The sequence below is a fragment of the Brevundimonas sp. UBA5866 genome (assembly GCF_002432125.1).
In the GTDB taxonomy this organism is placed as follows: Bacteria; Pseudomonadota; Alphaproteobacteria; order Caulobacterales; family Caulobacteraceae; genus Brevundimonas.
The window spans coordinates 1-14,747 of record NZ_DJFS01000023.1 but is presented as its reverse complement, the minus strand read 5'-3'; the positions used below and the strand labels follow the sequence as shown (position 1 = coordinate 14,747).

Annotated in this window: 14 protein-coding genes and 1 pseudogene; 5 read left to right on the top strand and 10 right to left on the bottom strand. The window is 62.3% G+C overall.

Going from position 1 to position 14,747, the window contains the following annotated elements; all coding sequences use genetic code 11:
• From B3H86_RS02260 to B3H86_RS02225, 8 genes and pseudogenes are all read right to left on the bottom strand, one after another.
• A partial coding sequence (locus tag B3H86_RS02260) for a dihydropteroate synthase (protein ID WP_292050946.1) occupies positions 1 to 735 on the bottom strand: 735 nt, incomplete at its 3' end.
• Positions 735 to 1,103: a DUF6508 domain-containing protein gene (locus B3H86_RS02255; protein WP_292050944.1), complete on the bottom strand. Its 369-nt coding sequence runs from the start codon at positions 1,101 to 1,103 to the stop codon at positions 735 to 737. The genes B3H86_RS02260 and B3H86_RS02255, both read right to left, overlap by 1 nt.
• Positions 1,103 to 2,173: a homocysteine S-methyltransferase family protein gene (locus B3H86_RS02250; protein WP_292050943.1), complete on the bottom strand. Its 1,071-nt coding sequence runs from the start codon at positions 2,171 to 2,173 to the stop codon at positions 1,103 to 1,105. Before B3H86_RS02250 ends, B3H86_RS02255 begins: the two co-directional genes overlap by 1 nt.
• A gap of 3 nt (positions 2,174 to 2,176) precedes the next feature.
• Positions 2,177 to 3,121: a methylenetetrahydrofolate reductase [NAD(P)H] gene (gene metF / locus B3H86_RS02245; protein ID WP_292050942.1), complete on the bottom strand. Its 945-nt coding sequence runs from the start codon at positions 3,119 to 3,121 to the stop codon at positions 2,177 to 2,179.
• A 1-nt stretch (position 3,122) separates the two neighbouring features.
• Complete coding sequence (locus B3H86_RS02240) at positions 3,123 to 4,085, bottom strand: ArsR/SmtB family transcription factor (RefSeq protein ID WP_292050941.1); 963 nt, start codon at positions 4,083 to 4,085, stop codon at positions 3,123 to 3,125.
• 136 nt (positions 4,086 to 4,221) lie between these two features.
• On the bottom strand, positions 4,222 to 5,148 hold the full coding sequence (locus B3H86_RS02235; protein ID WP_292050940.1) for a 2-hydroxyacid dehydrogenase: 927 nt from the start codon (positions 5,146 to 5,148) through the stop codon (positions 4,222 to 4,224).
• 121 nt (positions 5,149 to 5,269) lie between these two features.
• Positions 5,270 to 6,944, bottom strand: a pseudogene (gene ettA, locus B3H86_RS02230) (energy-dependent translational throttle protein EttA).
• A 126-nt stretch (positions 6,945 to 7,070) separates the two neighbouring features.
• Entirely contained in the window at positions 7,071 to 7,682 is a 612-nt protein-coding gene (locus B3H86_RS02225; RefSeq protein WP_292050939.1) for a TIGR02466 family protein, read from the bottom strand.
• Positions 7,683 to 7,812: 130 nt separating this feature from the next.
• Between B3H86_RS02225 and B3H86_RS02220 the strand changes: the two genes are divergently transcribed.
• Positions 7,813 to 8,037 carry a hypothetical protein gene (locus tag B3H86_RS02220; RefSeq protein ID WP_292050938.1) on the top strand — a complete coding sequence of 75 codons (225 nt, stop codon included), beginning with the start codon at positions 7,813 to 7,815 and terminating at the stop codon, positions 8,035 to 8,037.
• A gap of 14 nt (positions 8,038 to 8,051) precedes the next feature.
• Here B3H86_RS02220 and B3H86_RS02215 read toward each other — a convergent pair whose 3' ends face one another.
• Positions 8,052 to 8,822 (bottom strand): tRNA1(Val) (adenine(37)-N6)-methyltransferase, encoded by a 771-nt coding sequence (locus B3H86_RS02215; RefSeq protein WP_292050937.1) that lies wholly within the window; start codon positions 8,820 to 8,822, stop codon positions 8,052 to 8,054.
• A 61-nt stretch (positions 8,823 to 8,883) separates the two neighbouring features.
• Here B3H86_RS02215 and B3H86_RS02210 point away from each other — a divergent pair, with 61 nt between their 5' ends.
• Positions 8,884 to 9,915, top strand: a complete 1,032-nt coding sequence (locus tag B3H86_RS02210) for a polyprenyl synthetase family protein (protein ID WP_292050936.1) — start codon at positions 8,884 to 8,886, stop codon at positions 9,913 to 9,915.
• Between the two features lie 126 nt (positions 9,916 to 10,041).
• Here B3H86_RS02210 and B3H86_RS02205 read toward each other — a convergent pair whose 3' ends face one another.
• Positions 10,042 to 11,247 (bottom strand): pyridoxal phosphate-dependent aminotransferase, encoded by a 1,206-nt coding sequence (locus B3H86_RS02205; RefSeq protein WP_292050935.1) that lies wholly within the window; start codon positions 11,245 to 11,247, stop codon positions 10,042 to 10,044.
• 378 nt (positions 11,248 to 11,625) lie between these two features.
• On the opposite strand from B3H86_RS02205, the gene B3H86_RS02200 reads away from it, so the two are divergent.
• From B3H86_RS02200 to mreC, 3 genes are all read left to right on the top strand, one after another.
• Complete coding sequence (locus tag B3H86_RS02200) at positions 11,626 to 12,339, top strand: TVP38/TMEM64 family protein (protein ID WP_292050934.1); 714 nt, start codon at positions 11,626 to 11,628, stop codon at positions 12,337 to 12,339.
• 274 nt (positions 12,340 to 12,613) lie between these two features.
• Entirely contained in the window at positions 12,614 to 13,654 is a 1,041-nt protein-coding gene (locus B3H86_RS02195; RefSeq protein WP_242913218.1) for a rod shape-determining protein, read from the top strand.
• Positions 13,655 to 13,764: 110 nt separating this feature from the next.
• The coding region (gene mreC, locus B3H86_RS02190) for a rod shape-determining protein MreC (protein ID WP_292050933.1) at positions 13,765 to 14,747 on the top strand (983 nt) is incomplete at its 3' end.

The window sequence follows — 14,747 nt, the reverse complement described above, 5'->3', positions numbered from 1 at the left end:
GATGCCCATGTCCATGCCCGCATTGATCGCGTGGTACAGGAAGACCGAGTGGATGGCGCGGCGCACCGGCTCATTGCCACGGAAGCTGAACGACACGTTCGACACACCGCCCGAAACGCGGGCGTAGGGCAGGGTGTCTTTGATGACCTTGGTCGCCTCGATGAAGTCCACGGCATAGTTGTCGTGTTCCTCGATCCCCGTCGCCACGGCGAAGATATTGGGGTCGAAGATGATGTCTTCGGGCGGGAAGCCGACCTCGTTGACGAGGATGTTGTAGGCGCGGGTGCAGATTTCGATCTTGCGCGCGGCGGTGTCGGCCTGACCCTGCTCGTCAAAGGCCATGACGACGACGGCGGCACCATAGCGCAGGCACTGGACGGCGTGATGGCGGAAGGCGTCCTCGCCCTCCTTCATCGAGATCGAGTTGACGATGGGCTTGCCCTGAACGCACTTCAGGCCTTCCTCGATCACCTCCCATTTGGAGCTGTCGATCATGATCGGCACGCGGGCGATGTCCGGCTCGGCGGCGATCAGGTTCAGGAAGGTCTTCATGGCCTTGGGACCATCCAGAAGGCCTTCGTCCATGTTCACGTCGATGATCTGGGCACCGGCCTCGACCTGTTGGCGGGCGACGTCCAGCGCGGCGGTGTAATCACCCTCGACGATCAGCTTGCGGAATTTGGCCGAGCCGGTGACGTTGGTTCGTTCGCCGACGTTGATGAAGGTGGGGCGCATCAGGCGTTTTCCAGTTGGGCAAGGCGGCGGACGATAGCGGCGAGGTAGCCCTTGCGGTGGCAAGCGGCGATGTGGCCCTCGCTGAACTTTTCGGAACGCACGATATAGGTGGCATAGCCGAGCAGGGTGGCCTGATCGGCGGAAGCTATGGTTTCAAGCGAAGGGTTCGGTATCCGCTCGCCCTTCAGCATGCGGTCATAGACATCCGACGGCCCGCCGAGGCCGATGGCACCCAGCGCCCGTTCCCACGCATGGAAGACAGGCGCGTATTTGGCATAGGTGAAGCCGGTGCCTGTCCGCTCCCCCGTGACGAACTGCTCGTCGGTGGTGGCGTCCAGTTCATCGGCCAACGTCAGCAGGTCAGACATCAGGCGATCAGTTCGAACGGTTCCAGACCCGACAGGCGAAGGGCGACGGGGCGCTCCGGAATGGCGCGCGGCGACACGCCCGCCACTTCATCGGCGATGTGTTTGATGTGGTCCGGTGTGGTGCCGCAGCAGCCGCCGACGATGTTGACCAGACCCGACTTAGCCCATTCTTCGATGAAATGGCCGGTTTCGTGGGGCTCTTCGTCGTACTGGCCCATCGCGTTGGGCAGGCCCGCGTTGGGGTAGGCCGAGACGAGGGTGTCGGCGACGCGGCTCAGCTCGGCTATGTGCGGGCGCATCAGCTCGGCACCCAGCGCGCAATTGAAGCCCACGGCAAACGGCTTGGCATGGCGTACCGAGTTCCAGAAGGCCTCTGCCGTCTGGCCTGACAGGGTGCGGCCCGAACGGTCGGTGATGGTGCCGGAAATCCAGATGGGCAGGGGCTCATAGCCCTCGTCCTCTAGGTCCTTCACGGCCTTGATCGCAGCCTTGGCGTTCAGGGTGTCAAAGACGGTCTCGATCAGGAACAGGTCCACGCCGCCGTCGTGCAGGGCCTTCGCCTGCTGCTTGTAGGCATTGTAGACTTCATCATAGGAAACAGCGCGATAGCCCGGATCGTTCACATCGGGGCTGAGCGACAGGGTACGGTTCGTCGGGCCGATGGCACCGGCGACAAAGCGCGGCTTGTGCGGCTCTTTCTCGGTCCAGCGGTCGGCGACCTCGCGCCCGATACGCGCACCCTCATAGTTCAGATCATAGACCGCATCTTCCAGCCCGTAATCGGCCTGCGCGATCGTGGTTGAAGAGAAGGTGTTGGTCTCGGAGATGTCCGCGCCGACGCTGTAATAAACGTCGTGCAATCCCGCCACGATATCGGGTCGGGTCAGGATCAGAAGGTCGTTGTTGCCCTTCTGCGGGTGGCTGTGGTTGGCGAACCGCTCGCCGCGGAAGTCTTCCTCGGACAGGTTTTCGCGCTGGATCATCACGCCCCAGCTTCCGTCCAGAACCAGAATGCGTTCCTTGGCCGCCTTGTGCAGCGCCGCGATACGTTCGGAGCGGGTCAGAGCCATAACTCAAGCAGCCTTTTGTTCACGCACGCCCAGAACGCGGCAGATGGCATAGACCAGATCGGCGCGGTTCAGGGTGTAGAAGTGGAAGTCCTCGAAGCCTTCTTCCTGAAGGCGGGCACAGGTTTCGGCGGCGACCGAGGCGGCGATCAGCTTGCGCGTCTCTGGGTCGTTGTCCAAGCCGTCGAAGTGGGCGGCCAACCAGTCGGGCAGGGCGGTACCGCAGGCCGAGGTCATGCGTTGCAGACCGGCGAAGTTCGACACCGGCATGATGCCCGGAATGAGCTTCAGCGTGATGCCCGCCGCGCGCACCTGATCGCGGAAGCGCAGGAAGGCGTCCAGATCAAAGAAGAACTGGGTCACGGCGCGGGTGGCACCGGCATCCTGTTTGGCCTTCAGAACGTCCAGATCATGCTGGATCGACGGGCTTTCGGGGTGTTTCTCGGGGTATGCGCCGACAGTGATGTCGAAACCGCCGACCGCATTGATGGCCCGGGCCAGTTCGGTGGCGTTGGCATAGCCGTCGGCGCGGGGCTGATAGACGCCGCCGATGCCGTTACCGCCCGGCGGGTCGCCGCGCAGGGCCACGATATGGTCCACGCCGATGGACTTGTAGCCCTCGATCACCTCGTCCACTTCCGCGCGGCTGGCCTCTACGCAGGTCAGGTGTGCGGCGGGGCGTAAGCTTGTTTCGGTGATAATGCGCTGGACCGTGCGGTGTGTGCGCTCACGCGTCGAGCCGCCCGCGCCATAGGTCACCGACACGAAGGCGGGGTTCAGCGGCTCCAGTCGGCGGATGGCCTTCCACAGATTCGCCTCGGCCTCGTCCGACTTGGGCGGAAAGAACTCAAACGAGACGTTCACTGACGTCTTGCTGTTTCCGGCGCGGGCAACAGGACCCAGCGGCGACAGCAGCAAGGCGCGGGCTTCGGCGAGTGAGGAAGGGGCCATGTCAGGCGCTCTTTCGGATGGTGTCAGCGGGGCGGGTGCCGGTCCAGATATGGACGGTCAAACCCTCGCGGTCGGGCGGCAGGATGATGGGATCGCTGGGCGTCAGTCCGCCCAGTTCAAGCCACTGTGCGATTTCGCTGTCCGCGAAACCGAGGCGGCGGTGTTGGTGGGCATCACGCAGGTGTTCGAAATTATGCGGCGCGAAATCAACGATCAGCAGCTTTCCACCGGGCGATACCAGCCGCGAGGCTTCGGCAATCGCCGCTGCCGGATCGTTCAGATAGTGCAAGACCTGATGCACGATCACCAGATCGGCGCTGCCGACCGGCAGGCGCGTGGAGAAGATGTCGCCGTGGCGCAGCTCGACCTTGTCCAGCCCCGCAGCCGATACATTGGCGCGGGCGATATTCAGCATGTTCTGGCTGAGGTCCAGACCCACGGACATGCGGGCCTTGCGACCCAGCAGGGTCAACATGCGGCCCGAGCCGGTGCCAAGGTCCACTACCCGCTCGAACGGACCGGGGCCTGCGGCCTGTTCCACGGCGCGCTCGACGTCGCTTTCGCACACGTAGAGCGAGCGCATCTTGTCCCACTGGGGCGCGACCTGCTCGAAATAGCGGGCGGCTTCCTCGGCGCGTTCCTTGCGGACTTCTTCGAGGCGGCGATGGTCAGCCTCGCCCTCGTCATCCGACAGGATATCCAGAACGGTATCGGTCAGGCGGCGGGCCAGCGCGTCATGCGACAGGCGATAGAAGACACGCGCGCCGTCGGGGAAACGCTCGATCAGCCCTGCGTCGGCCATCAGCTTCAGATGGCGGGAAACACGCGGCTGGCTCTGGTCCAGAACGCGCGACAATTCCATCACCGACAACTCTTCGGCAGCGAGCAGTGAAAGAATACGCAGACGCGTGGGCTCACCCGCGGCGCGGAGAATCTCTACGGTCTGATCGGCACTAAGGTTCATGCCTCATATAAAGATATCTTTATATGATTATGCAAGCGAAATGTCTGCTTTTGGCCGCACTTGCCCGCTGCGTGTTCACCGAATCCACGCACGTATCATTCAGCGTGACCGCCCATAACGCGGTTTGTTTGGAAAATCAGTCCTCGATGGGCGTCAAAAGCGGACTGCCTGCAAAATGAGCGGCAAGGTTCTGCATGACGTTGAGCATCATGCCCTGAACGGCGTGGGTCGTTGCCCCGGCTGTATGCGGGGTCAGTACGACATTGGGCACGTCTTTCCAGCGCTCGGGGTCTGTGGGCTCGTGGGCGAATACATCCAGAGCCGCTGATCCCAATGCCCCCGACCGCAGTGCCGCGATAAGGGCCTCTTCGTCCACAAGCGATCCGCGTGCGACATTGACAAGCAGCCCATGCGCCCCAACGGCACGGATCACGGTATCATCGATAATGTGCCGGTTGTCCGGCGTGGCACGACAGGCCACGACCAGCACATCGGCATCATTCGCCAACTTGATCAGGCTGTCCGCGCGGGGCCAGGGGGCGTCCTTGGGGCGCGGACCCCACCAGCTGACGTCCATGTTAAAGGCTTCGGCCCGTCTGGCGATGGCCTGACCGATCGCGCCGAGGCCCACAATGCCGATCCGCTCCTTCTGTATCGATCCGGTGATGACGCGGGCATCTTCGACCCACTCGCCATTGAGCAGGCGCTGCTGACCCGAGATGATCTGGCGTCGGCTGGCCAACATCAGGCCGATGGCCAGATCGGCGACATCCTCGTGATTGACGTTGGGTGCATGGGACAGTTTCAGGCCCCGTGCCTTGCACCATTCCACGTCCACGCCGTCATAACCGGCGGTGAAACAGGCGATGAGCGACAGATTGGGCAGTTTCTCGACCAGTGCCTTGTCCAGCGGTGGCTCACCCGCAATGACCAAGGCCTCGATCTGCGTGGCCGCTTCGGGTGGCGGGCCTTCCCACAGGCGGTAAACGTCGTACTGGGTTTCAAGAAACGGGCTGAGCGGTGCCAGCATCCGGTGAACGATCATGAGTGCAGGACGGGACATGCCTGTCAGATTATCGCAGATAACGTCGTTGCCTAGCGGGTGGTCGCTCACATGTTCGGCAAAGAAAAACGGCCCCGCCCGTTGTGGGCGAGGCCGTTGATCAACTCAGCGGAAGATCGGCTTAGCGGCCGAACTTCTGGTGCTGGATACGCTTCGGAATGATGCTGTCGGCACCGAGGCGGCGCATCTTGTCCTGTTCGTAGGCTTCGAAGTTACCTTCGAACCATTCCACGTGACCGTCGCCCTCGAAGGCGAGGATGTGGGTGGCCAGACGGTCGAGGAACCAGCGGTCGTGGCTGATGACCACGGCGCAGCCGGCGAACTCTTCCAGAGCCTCTTCGAGGTTCTGCAGGGTTTCGATGTCCAGGTCGTTGGTCGGTTCGTCGAGCAGGATCAGGTTGCCGCCGGTCGCCAGCGTCTTGGCCAGGTGGACGCGGTTGCGCTCACCGCCCGACAGCAGGCCGACCTTCTTCTGTTGGTCGCCGCCCTTGAAGTTGAACGAGCCGACATAGGCGCGGGTGTTGATCTCGCGTTTGCCGACCATCATCACGTCGGTGCCGCCCGAAATGGCCTGCCAGATGGTGTCTTCCGGCTTCAGGTCATCGCGCGACTGGTCGACATAGGCCAGCTTCACGGTCTCGCCGACGCGGATGGTGCCTTCGTCCGGGGTTTCCTGACCGGTGATCAGCTTGAACAGGGTCGACTTACCGGCGCCGTTCGGGCCGATGACGCCAACGATACCGTTCGGCGGCAGCTTGAAGGTCAGATCCTTGAAGAGCTGCTTGTCGCCGAACTTCTTGGACAGGCCGTTGACTTCCAGCACCACGTTGCCGAGGCGCGGGCCCGGCGGGATCTGGATGTGGGCGTAGGTCTGGGCGCCGCGTTGCGACTCCTGTTCCTCCACCATGCGCTCATAGGCAGCCAGACGGGCTTTCGACTTGGCCTGACGGGCCTTGGCACCCGAGCGGACCCATTCCAGTTCGCGGGTAAGAGCGCGCTGGCGGGCTTCGGATTCAGACTGCTCCTGAACGACGCGCTTCTGCTTGGCTTCCAGCCACGAGGAGTAGTTACCCTCGTGCGGGTGGCCTTTGCCGCGGTCCAGTTCCAGCGTCCACTTGGTCACTTGGTCAAGGAAGTAACGGTCGTGGGTCACGAGGATGACGCAGCCCGGGAAGTTTTCCAGGTGGTGCTGCAGCCAAGCGACGGATTCGGCGTCCAGGTGGTTGNNGGTTGGTCGGTTCGTCCATCAGCAGCATGTCGGGCTTCGACAGCAGCAGACGGGCGAGGGCGACGCGGCGCTTTTCACCACCCGACAGGTTGGTCACGGCCCAGTCGTCCGGCGGGCAGCGCAGGGCGCCCATAGCCATTTCGATACGGCTGTCGATGTCCCACACGTCGGCGGCGTCGATCTTCTCCTGGAGAGCGGTCATCTCTTCCATGAGTTCGTCGGTGTAGTTTTCACCCAGCTCGGCAGCGATCTGGTTGAAACGGTTCACCCACTGCTTTTCTTCGCACCAGGCTTCGACGTTCTCGCGGACGTTCAGGCTGTCGTCCAGCTTCGGTTCCTGTTCCAGATAGCCGCGCTTGATGCCGTCAGCGGCGCGCGCCTCGCCTTGGAACTCGGTGTCGAGGCCAGCCATGATCTTCAGCAGGGTGGACTTACCCGAGCCGTTCACGCCGACCACGCCGATCTTGGCGTCGTTGTAGAAGCTGAGCCAGATGTTCTCGAAGACTTTCTTGCCGCCGGGGTAGGCCTTGGTCAGGCCCTGCATCTGGAAAATATATTGTTGCGCCATTCGGTGCGTCGCGCCCTTGATTCAGAGGAATTGGGAGAGTTGCAGGGGGATGTAGCGATTGGGGGCCAAAAGGGCAAATCTCGCCCGACCGCTTTGCGTGACAATCCCACAAAAAGTAGTACGGTTTTAGCTGTAGTTGAAGCTGATCGAGATGCGTTGCTCGGTGGCGCGGTTGGCGGGGACTTCGTGGCGCAGCCAGCTTTCCCACATCAGGATCGTTCCGACCTGCGGCTTCAGATAGACGAACGGCTTTTCGGCCTCGGTCGCGGCCTCGGTCACGCCGGGGCGGTTCATCATCATGACAAGGCGCGGGTCTTCCATCTTCAGCGAGGACGCGCCGTCGGGGATGTGGATGTAGATGGTGCCGGAAATGATCGAGTGCGGGTGAATATGCCCCGTGTGGCCACCACCCGGCATCAGGATGTTGACCCACAGGTTGTCCAACTTGGGCTTGCGCGCCAGATCGAAGTTCAGCGCCTTGGCGTAGGCCGCCGCGTGCCTGTCGAGGATGCGCTTCAGCTCGGCAAACTCGGGGAAACGCTGGGGCAGGTCATTGATCGAGCCATAGGAGGTATAGCCCGGATAGTGGTTGTCCTCGCACCATTTGATGCCCGCCTCGTCCTCTTCGCCCATCACGAGGCAGAGATCGAGCAGCTCCTCATGCAGCTCGGCCCAGCCTTTGTCGGCGGCGACGGAAGTTTCGTAGATCTGGGTAGGGAAGAGGGTGCGGATAGACATACTTCGTCTTTAGGCTTTTGAGCCAGAAAGACCATCGTGCGATTGGTAATTCTAATAAATCTGTGTTATTATTTGTATTATAAATAGCTAATCTTAAAGAGCAATCGTGACAAGTATTCAAGCGACGATATTGAAACTGCGCCGTGATAATGAAGCGCAGTTTAGCTATGTCGAGGACGAACAGCCTCAGTTCGTGCAGATTTTTCTTACCGACGAATTGGCTGCACCCGAATTTGCTGGCGGAAAAGATCGCCTAGGGAACTTTGCGCTCTATTTGCGTAGAAGCCTTTCTGATGCTGATTTTGCAAATCTCTTATCTGATATAGGAAACGTCGTGAATTTGGCCCGTATGTAAAGGGCAATAGCGAGCTAAAAAGTCAGGTCCGCTTCGCCGCGCAGGATGGCTTCGGCCTCGGGCGTGTGTTTGGGGCCGGTGCGAGGATGAAGGACAAGAGGCGGCAGCAGGCGCAACGGCGCCTTGCCCGTCTTGGTGGCTTGGACCAACACGCGCTTGGCCGGTTCGTCGGCAAAGGAATGGACGGGGCGGATGGCGAATGAGCCTGCCTTGGGGGCCAGCAGCGACAGGATGTCGGCCAGTCGGTCGGCGCGGTGGACGATGACGATTTTTCCGCCCTCGCGCACGGATTTCACCAGAAACTCGGTCCACGCCTTCAGGCCGTGATCGGCGATCCATGCACCGCGCCGTTCCTCTGCGGGGGCGCGGATGGTGTTCGGGTCATCGAAATAGGGTGGGTTGCTGACGGCCCAGTCGAACGTCGGAAGGTCCAGCGCCTTGAAGCGGTTAGCAACATCGCCGTGGATGATATGGGCGCGGTCGACCACATCATTGGCCTGTGCGTTATGCACGGCCAGCTCATAGGCGAACGGATCGCGTTCCAGTCCCGTTACGCTGACCTGCGGATGGCGCAGGGCGATCTGCATGAGAACGGCACCCGCGCCACAGCCCGCTTCGATGATGCGCTCGCCAGCCTTGGGAGCCACGGTTGCGGCCAGCAATGCGGCGTCCATCCCCGCGCGATAGCCCTTGGCCGGTTGGCGCAAAGACACACGGCCACCCAGAAGATGGGTTTCCGTCGTATCGCGGGCGTTTTGGATGTCGTCTTCGGCTTGACCCTGCATAGTGCGGCCACCATTGTGCGCCGCATCGCGTCGGGGCAAGTCGGCGCGGCATGATTTTGTGATGAAAGAGACTGTTGTGGACGCTGCAATCGCCACCACCCCCCGTTCGAAAGGGGATGTGAACGCCCTTGTCGCTCTGGCGAAGGAGGACATGGCGGCTGTCGATGCCCTGATCATCGACCGCATGCAGTCGGATGTGCCGGTGATTCCCCTTCTGGCCGAGCACCTGATTTCAGCGGGCGGCAAGCGTCTGCGTCCGCTGCTGACGGTGGCGTCGGCCCGCGCCGTGGGCGGCGAGGGTGACATTGCCGCCGCCCGCAAACTGGCCGCCTCGGTAGAGTTCATCCACACCGCCACCCTTCTGCACGACGACATCGTCGATGGCTCGGAAATGCGCCGTGGCAAGGTGGCCGCGCACCTGATCTGGGGCTCGGCATCGTCGGTGCTGGTCGGTGACTTCCTGTTCGCGCGCGCCTTCGAGCTGATGGTGGAAACCGATTCCATCAAGGCGCTGGGTGTTCTGGCCACGGCGTCGTCGGTGATCGCCGAGGGCGAGGTCCTGCAACTGACCCGCTCGCACGACGTCAATCTGGACGAGAACACCTATCTCCAGATCATCCGCGCCAAGACGGCGGAACTGTTCGCCGCCGCCGCCGAGACGGGCGCGCTGGGCGTCGGTGTATCGGCAGAGCGAGTGAAGGCCATGCGCGATTACGGTATGGCGCTGGGTATCGCCTTCCAGCTGGCCGATGACGCGCTGGACTATGGCGCGACTTCGGAAGCGCTGGGCAAGAACGCCGGTGACGACTTCAACGAAGGCAAGGTGACCCTGCCTCTGCTGCTGGCGATCGAACGCACCAAGGATACGCATGGCGAGTTCTGGACCCGCACCGTGGACAAGGGCGAACGCGTCGAAGGCGATTTCGAAACCGCGCTGAAGCTGATGCGTGAATGCGGGGCTATCACCGGCACGCTGGACCGTGCCTATGAATATGCGGACCAGGCCAAGGCTGCCCTGTCGATCCTGCCGGAAACGCCGTGGCGCAAGGCTCTGGAAGATGTCGCCGACTTCGCGGTCAGCCGCGGCGCGTAACGGACTTCGTTCTAATCAGGACAAAGCCCCGCTGACCAGGGTCGGCGGGGTTTTTGTCGGCGGTTGCCTATGAAAAAGGGCACCGGATGACCCGGTGCCCTTTGATCCCTGCCTGCGGCCTGGTGCTTACTTCAGCGAGGCGCAGAACTTCTGGATGCGGGTGCAGGCTTCGGTCAGAACGGCGTCCGAGGTCGCATAGGAGATGCGGAAGTATGGCGACAGGCCGAAGGCCGAGCCCTGGACAACCGCGACGCCTTCGGCATTCAGCAGTTCGGTGGTGAACACTTCGTCGTTCTCGATGACGACGCCCGAAGGCGTGGTCTTGCCGATCAGGCCCGCGCAGGACGGATAGACGTAGAAGGCGCCTTCGGGCGTCGCGCAGGTGATGCCTTCGGCGTCATTCAGCATCTTCACCACCAGATCGCGGCGCTGTTTGAAGGCGGCGGCGCGGGGCGCGAGGAAATCCTGCGTGCCGTTCAGGGCCTCGACGGCGGCCCACTGCGAGATCGAGGTCGGGTTCGACGTCGTCTGGCTGGCCACCTTGCGCATCAGGTCGATCAGCGGCTTGGGGCCACCGGCGTAACCGATGCGCCAGCCGGTCATCGAATAGGCCTTCGATACGCCATTGACGGTCAAGGTGCGGTCGTAAAGGTCCGGCGCGACCTGGGCGATGGTGGTGTATTCGAACCCGTCATAGGTCAGGTGCTCGTACATGTCGTCGGTCAGCACCCAAACGTGCGGGTGCTTGCGCAGCACGTCGGCCAGCGCTTCCAGCTCGGCGCGGGTATAGGCGGCACCGGTCGGGTTCGACGGGCTGTTCAGGATGATCCAGCGGGTCTTGGGGGTGATGGCGGATTCCAGCACCTCGGGACGCAGCTTGAAACCGTCGGCTTCCTCGCCGACAACCGTCACCGGCTCGCCACCGGCCAGCAGCACCATGTCCGGATAGGACACCCAGTACGGTGCCGGCACGATCACCTCGTCACCGGGGTTCAGGGTGGCGAGGAAGGCGTTGTAGATCACCGGCTTGCCGCCCGGGGCGACGTGGATCTGGTTGGTTTCGTACTTCAGGCCGTTCTCGCGGGCGAATTTGGCCACGATGGCGGCCTTCAGTTCGGGCATGCCGTCGGCGTCGGTGTATTTTGTCTCACCGCGCGAAATGGCGTCGATGGCGGCCTGTTTGATGTTGTCCGGCGTGTCGAAGTCCGGTTCGCCTGCGCCCAGGCCGATCACGTCGCGGCCTTCGCGTTTGAGTTCGCGCGCACGGGCGGTCACGGCCAGGGTGGCCGAAGGCTTGACGCGGGCGAGGGCGGACGACTGTAGGCTGGACATAGTGATCCCGTCTGAACAAATTGACGAATGCGCCGGGGAGGCGAGGGTAGTTACCCATTGCTGCCCGCTTGCACAATCTTTGTGCGTCGAACACGGCATTTTTCCCTCCTTAGAGAGCGATTTATGCGACAGACGACCAATTCGGTGATGCAGATTATCGCCATGAAGGGCAGCAAGGCGCAGGTTGTACGTTGGCCAGCCGGGTATCTGGCGGACAGGCTGACCTATTTCCGACTGCGGGTCGTTTGTCGCAGACGTCATTCAAATCAGTGCTAAGACGCTGGCATACACCCGGAAGCAGGCGTGGGACCCATCGATGAACATCTGGACGCTGGAAAACCGGACGTTATCCGACGCTAGGGACGAGAACTGAGACCTTTGCAGAATACCTCCGGCGCACGATTTATTGAGGCCCTTGCGCGGCGTTGGCCCGCTATTGTGGCGGGGTTGATGGTTCTGCTCGGCACCACCGTGCTGTTTGCCGTGGGAAAGCAGCATTTCGTCGAGAGCCAGGATGACGTTGCGCGATGGCTGGCGGGCTACCGGGCGGGGCCTTGGGGCGCGGTTGTCGCGTCGATTCTCTTCACGGCCGCGGCGCTGGCTGGCGCACCGCAGTTTCTTCTGATCGGCATTTGCGTCCTGGTTTTCGGCCCCTGGCATGGCTTTGCCTATAGCTGGGTGGCGACCATCGTCTCGGCAGGGGTCACATACTGGCTTGGGCGCGGGCCTGCCGCGCGGTGGCTGGACCGTTTCGGTAATACAGGGTTCGAGCGCGTCCGGGCTTTTATCGGCCAGAATGCGTTTGCGGCCAGTTTCGTCATCCGCAATGTGCCCTCGGCCCCCTTTGTCGTGGTGAATGCGGCATTCGGTGCGGTCCGTGCCAATTTTTGGGGTTATCTGGCGGGCTGCGCCCTTGGCAGTCTGCCCAAGACAGCGGTGATCGCCTTTTTCGGGGGCTCGTTCGTTACGGCGGTAAAGGGGGACGGGATTTGGTCGTCGGCGATTCTGGCCGGTATCGCGCTTGTTTGGCTGCTGATCATGCTGGTGACCAAACGCTGGATTCAAAGCCGCCTTCGTCTTCCGCAGGATTGAGGCCATGTTTATTCCTGCGCGATTGTCGGAAAGGGTTTTGAAATCACCATCTTCCTGCCAGATTTATGGCTCTGCCTGCACAAGCGGTTGATGAGGGCGCATAGGCGCTTGCATTCATCGCATCATAAGGGCAAACCGAAAACTCAGTCGGCTTGGCAAGGACGATCAGATGGGCCAGCACACTCTTGTGGTGTGGGGGCGGGGGCGTTGCCGTTGCAGACGAAATCTTTCAGTGCCCTAACAGGCCCAAAACATACATAGCGGTAACCGACGCATGTTCTCACCCCTCTTCGGCATGATCTCCAACGACATCGCGATGGATCTGGGTACGGCTAACACCCTCATCTACATGCGAGGCAAAGGGATCGTTCTGAACGAACCGTCCGTGGTTGCCCTGCGCAACGTTGGCGGTCGCAAGATTGTTCACGCCGTTGGCCTCGAGGCCAAACAGATGCTGGGCCGTACTCCGGGCCACATGGAAGCCATCCGCCCGATGCGCGATGGTGTTATCGCCGACTTCGAAGTCGCCGAGGAAATGATCAAGCACTTCATCCGCAAGGTTCACAACCGCAAGGGTTTCGTGAATCCGAAGATGATCGTGTGCGTGCCGTCGGGCGCTACGGCTGTTGAACGCCGTGCCATCAACGACTCGTGCCTGAACGCCTCGGCGCGCCGCGTCGGCCTGATCGACGAGCCGATGGCCGCCGCCATCGGTGCCGGACTGCCGATCCACGAGCCGACCGGCTCGATGGTTGTCGATATCGGTGGCGGTACGACCGAAGTGGCCGTGCTGTCGCTGTCGGGTATCGTCTATTCGCGCTCGGTCCGTGTGGGCGGTGACATGATGGACGACGCGCTGATCGCCTACATGCGCCGCAACCACAACCTGCTGATCGGTGAAACGACCGCAGAGCGCATCAAGAAGGACATCGGCACCGCCCGTACGCCTGCCGACGGCGAAGGCCTGTCGATCGAGGTCAAGGGCCGCGACCTGATGCAGGGCGTGCCGCGCGAAGTGAAGATGAGCGAGCGTCAGGCCGCCGAGGCGCTGGCTGAACCCGTCTCGCAGATCGTTGAGGCCGTGAAGGTCGCTCTGGAAGCCACGCCGCCGGAACTGGCTGCCGACATCGCCGACAAGGGCATCATGCTGACCGGCGGCGGTGCGCTGCTGCGCGGTCTGGATGCCGAGATCCGCGATCACACCGGTCTGCCGGTGCAGGTGGCCGATGACCCGCTGTCGTGCGTCGCCATCGGCTGCGGCAAGGTGCTGGAACATCCGTCGTGGATGAAGGGTATTCTGGATTCGACCCTCTAAGGTTCGACAATCCACTGGTGTAGAGGCCGATTTCGTGAGAATCGGCCTTTACTCTATCTCCCCCTCCCGGCGCTTGCGCCGATTCTGAACCCTTAGCAGGAAGGTTGGCCGTGGCGTTTCGCGACGGACCATTCGAGAACATCAAGCTACCGCTGGCGTGGGCCGCCGCGGTGGTTGTTGTCGTGGGCATTATTGCCGCGATTTTCATGCTGGCCGGAGGTCAGCGTCAGGCCGCGCCCACCCGGATGTCCTATATGCGCGCAGGCGTCGAGACGGCGGCTGCGCCGGTCGGAGAGGCTTTGTCGGCGCCCGTCCGCTGGACCGGCAATGCGTTTGAATATGTGCGCGGCTATTTCTTCGCGGTTTCGGAAAACCGCCGCCTGCGTGCCGAACTGCTGGAACTGCGCGACTGGCGAGACGAGGCCATCGCGCTCAAGAATATCAACGCCCGCTACGAACAGATGCTGGGCATTCACACTGACCCGCCGATCCCGATGGTTACGGGACGCGCGATCACGGACACGCGTGGTCCGTTCGCCCGCGCCCGTCTTGTGAACATCGGTCAGGGCGACGGTGTGCGTCCGGGCAATCCTGTGCTGAGCGAGCACGGGCTTGTGGGCCGTATCAGCGGTGTCAGCGGCCCTGTCAGCCGCATGGTCCTGCTGACCGATGTGGCCTCGCGTATTCCGGTCATGGTCGAACGCACCGATGCCCGCGCCATTCTGACGGGCGATGCCAGCCGCAACCCCCGTCTGGACTATGTGCGCGGTATCAACATGGTGCAGGAAGGTGACCGCGTGATCACCTCGGGTGATGGTGGCGGTATCCCGCGCGGTCTTCCGGTCGGCATTGTGGCCAAGGGTGTCGATGGCTCGTGGCGCGTCAAACTGTTCAGTGAGCGCGCAGCCATTGATTATGTGCGTGTGCTGCTGTTCCAGGATTTCAACCAACTGGTTGATCCCTCGGCCCTGAATGCCCCTGCGCTTGCAGCGCTGGATGCCGCTCCGGCTCCTACACCGCAGCAGGCAGCCGCGATCGAGGATGCAGCGACCCGCCGTGCGAGCGCCGCCGCCGCAGCCGCCGAGCGTGCCCG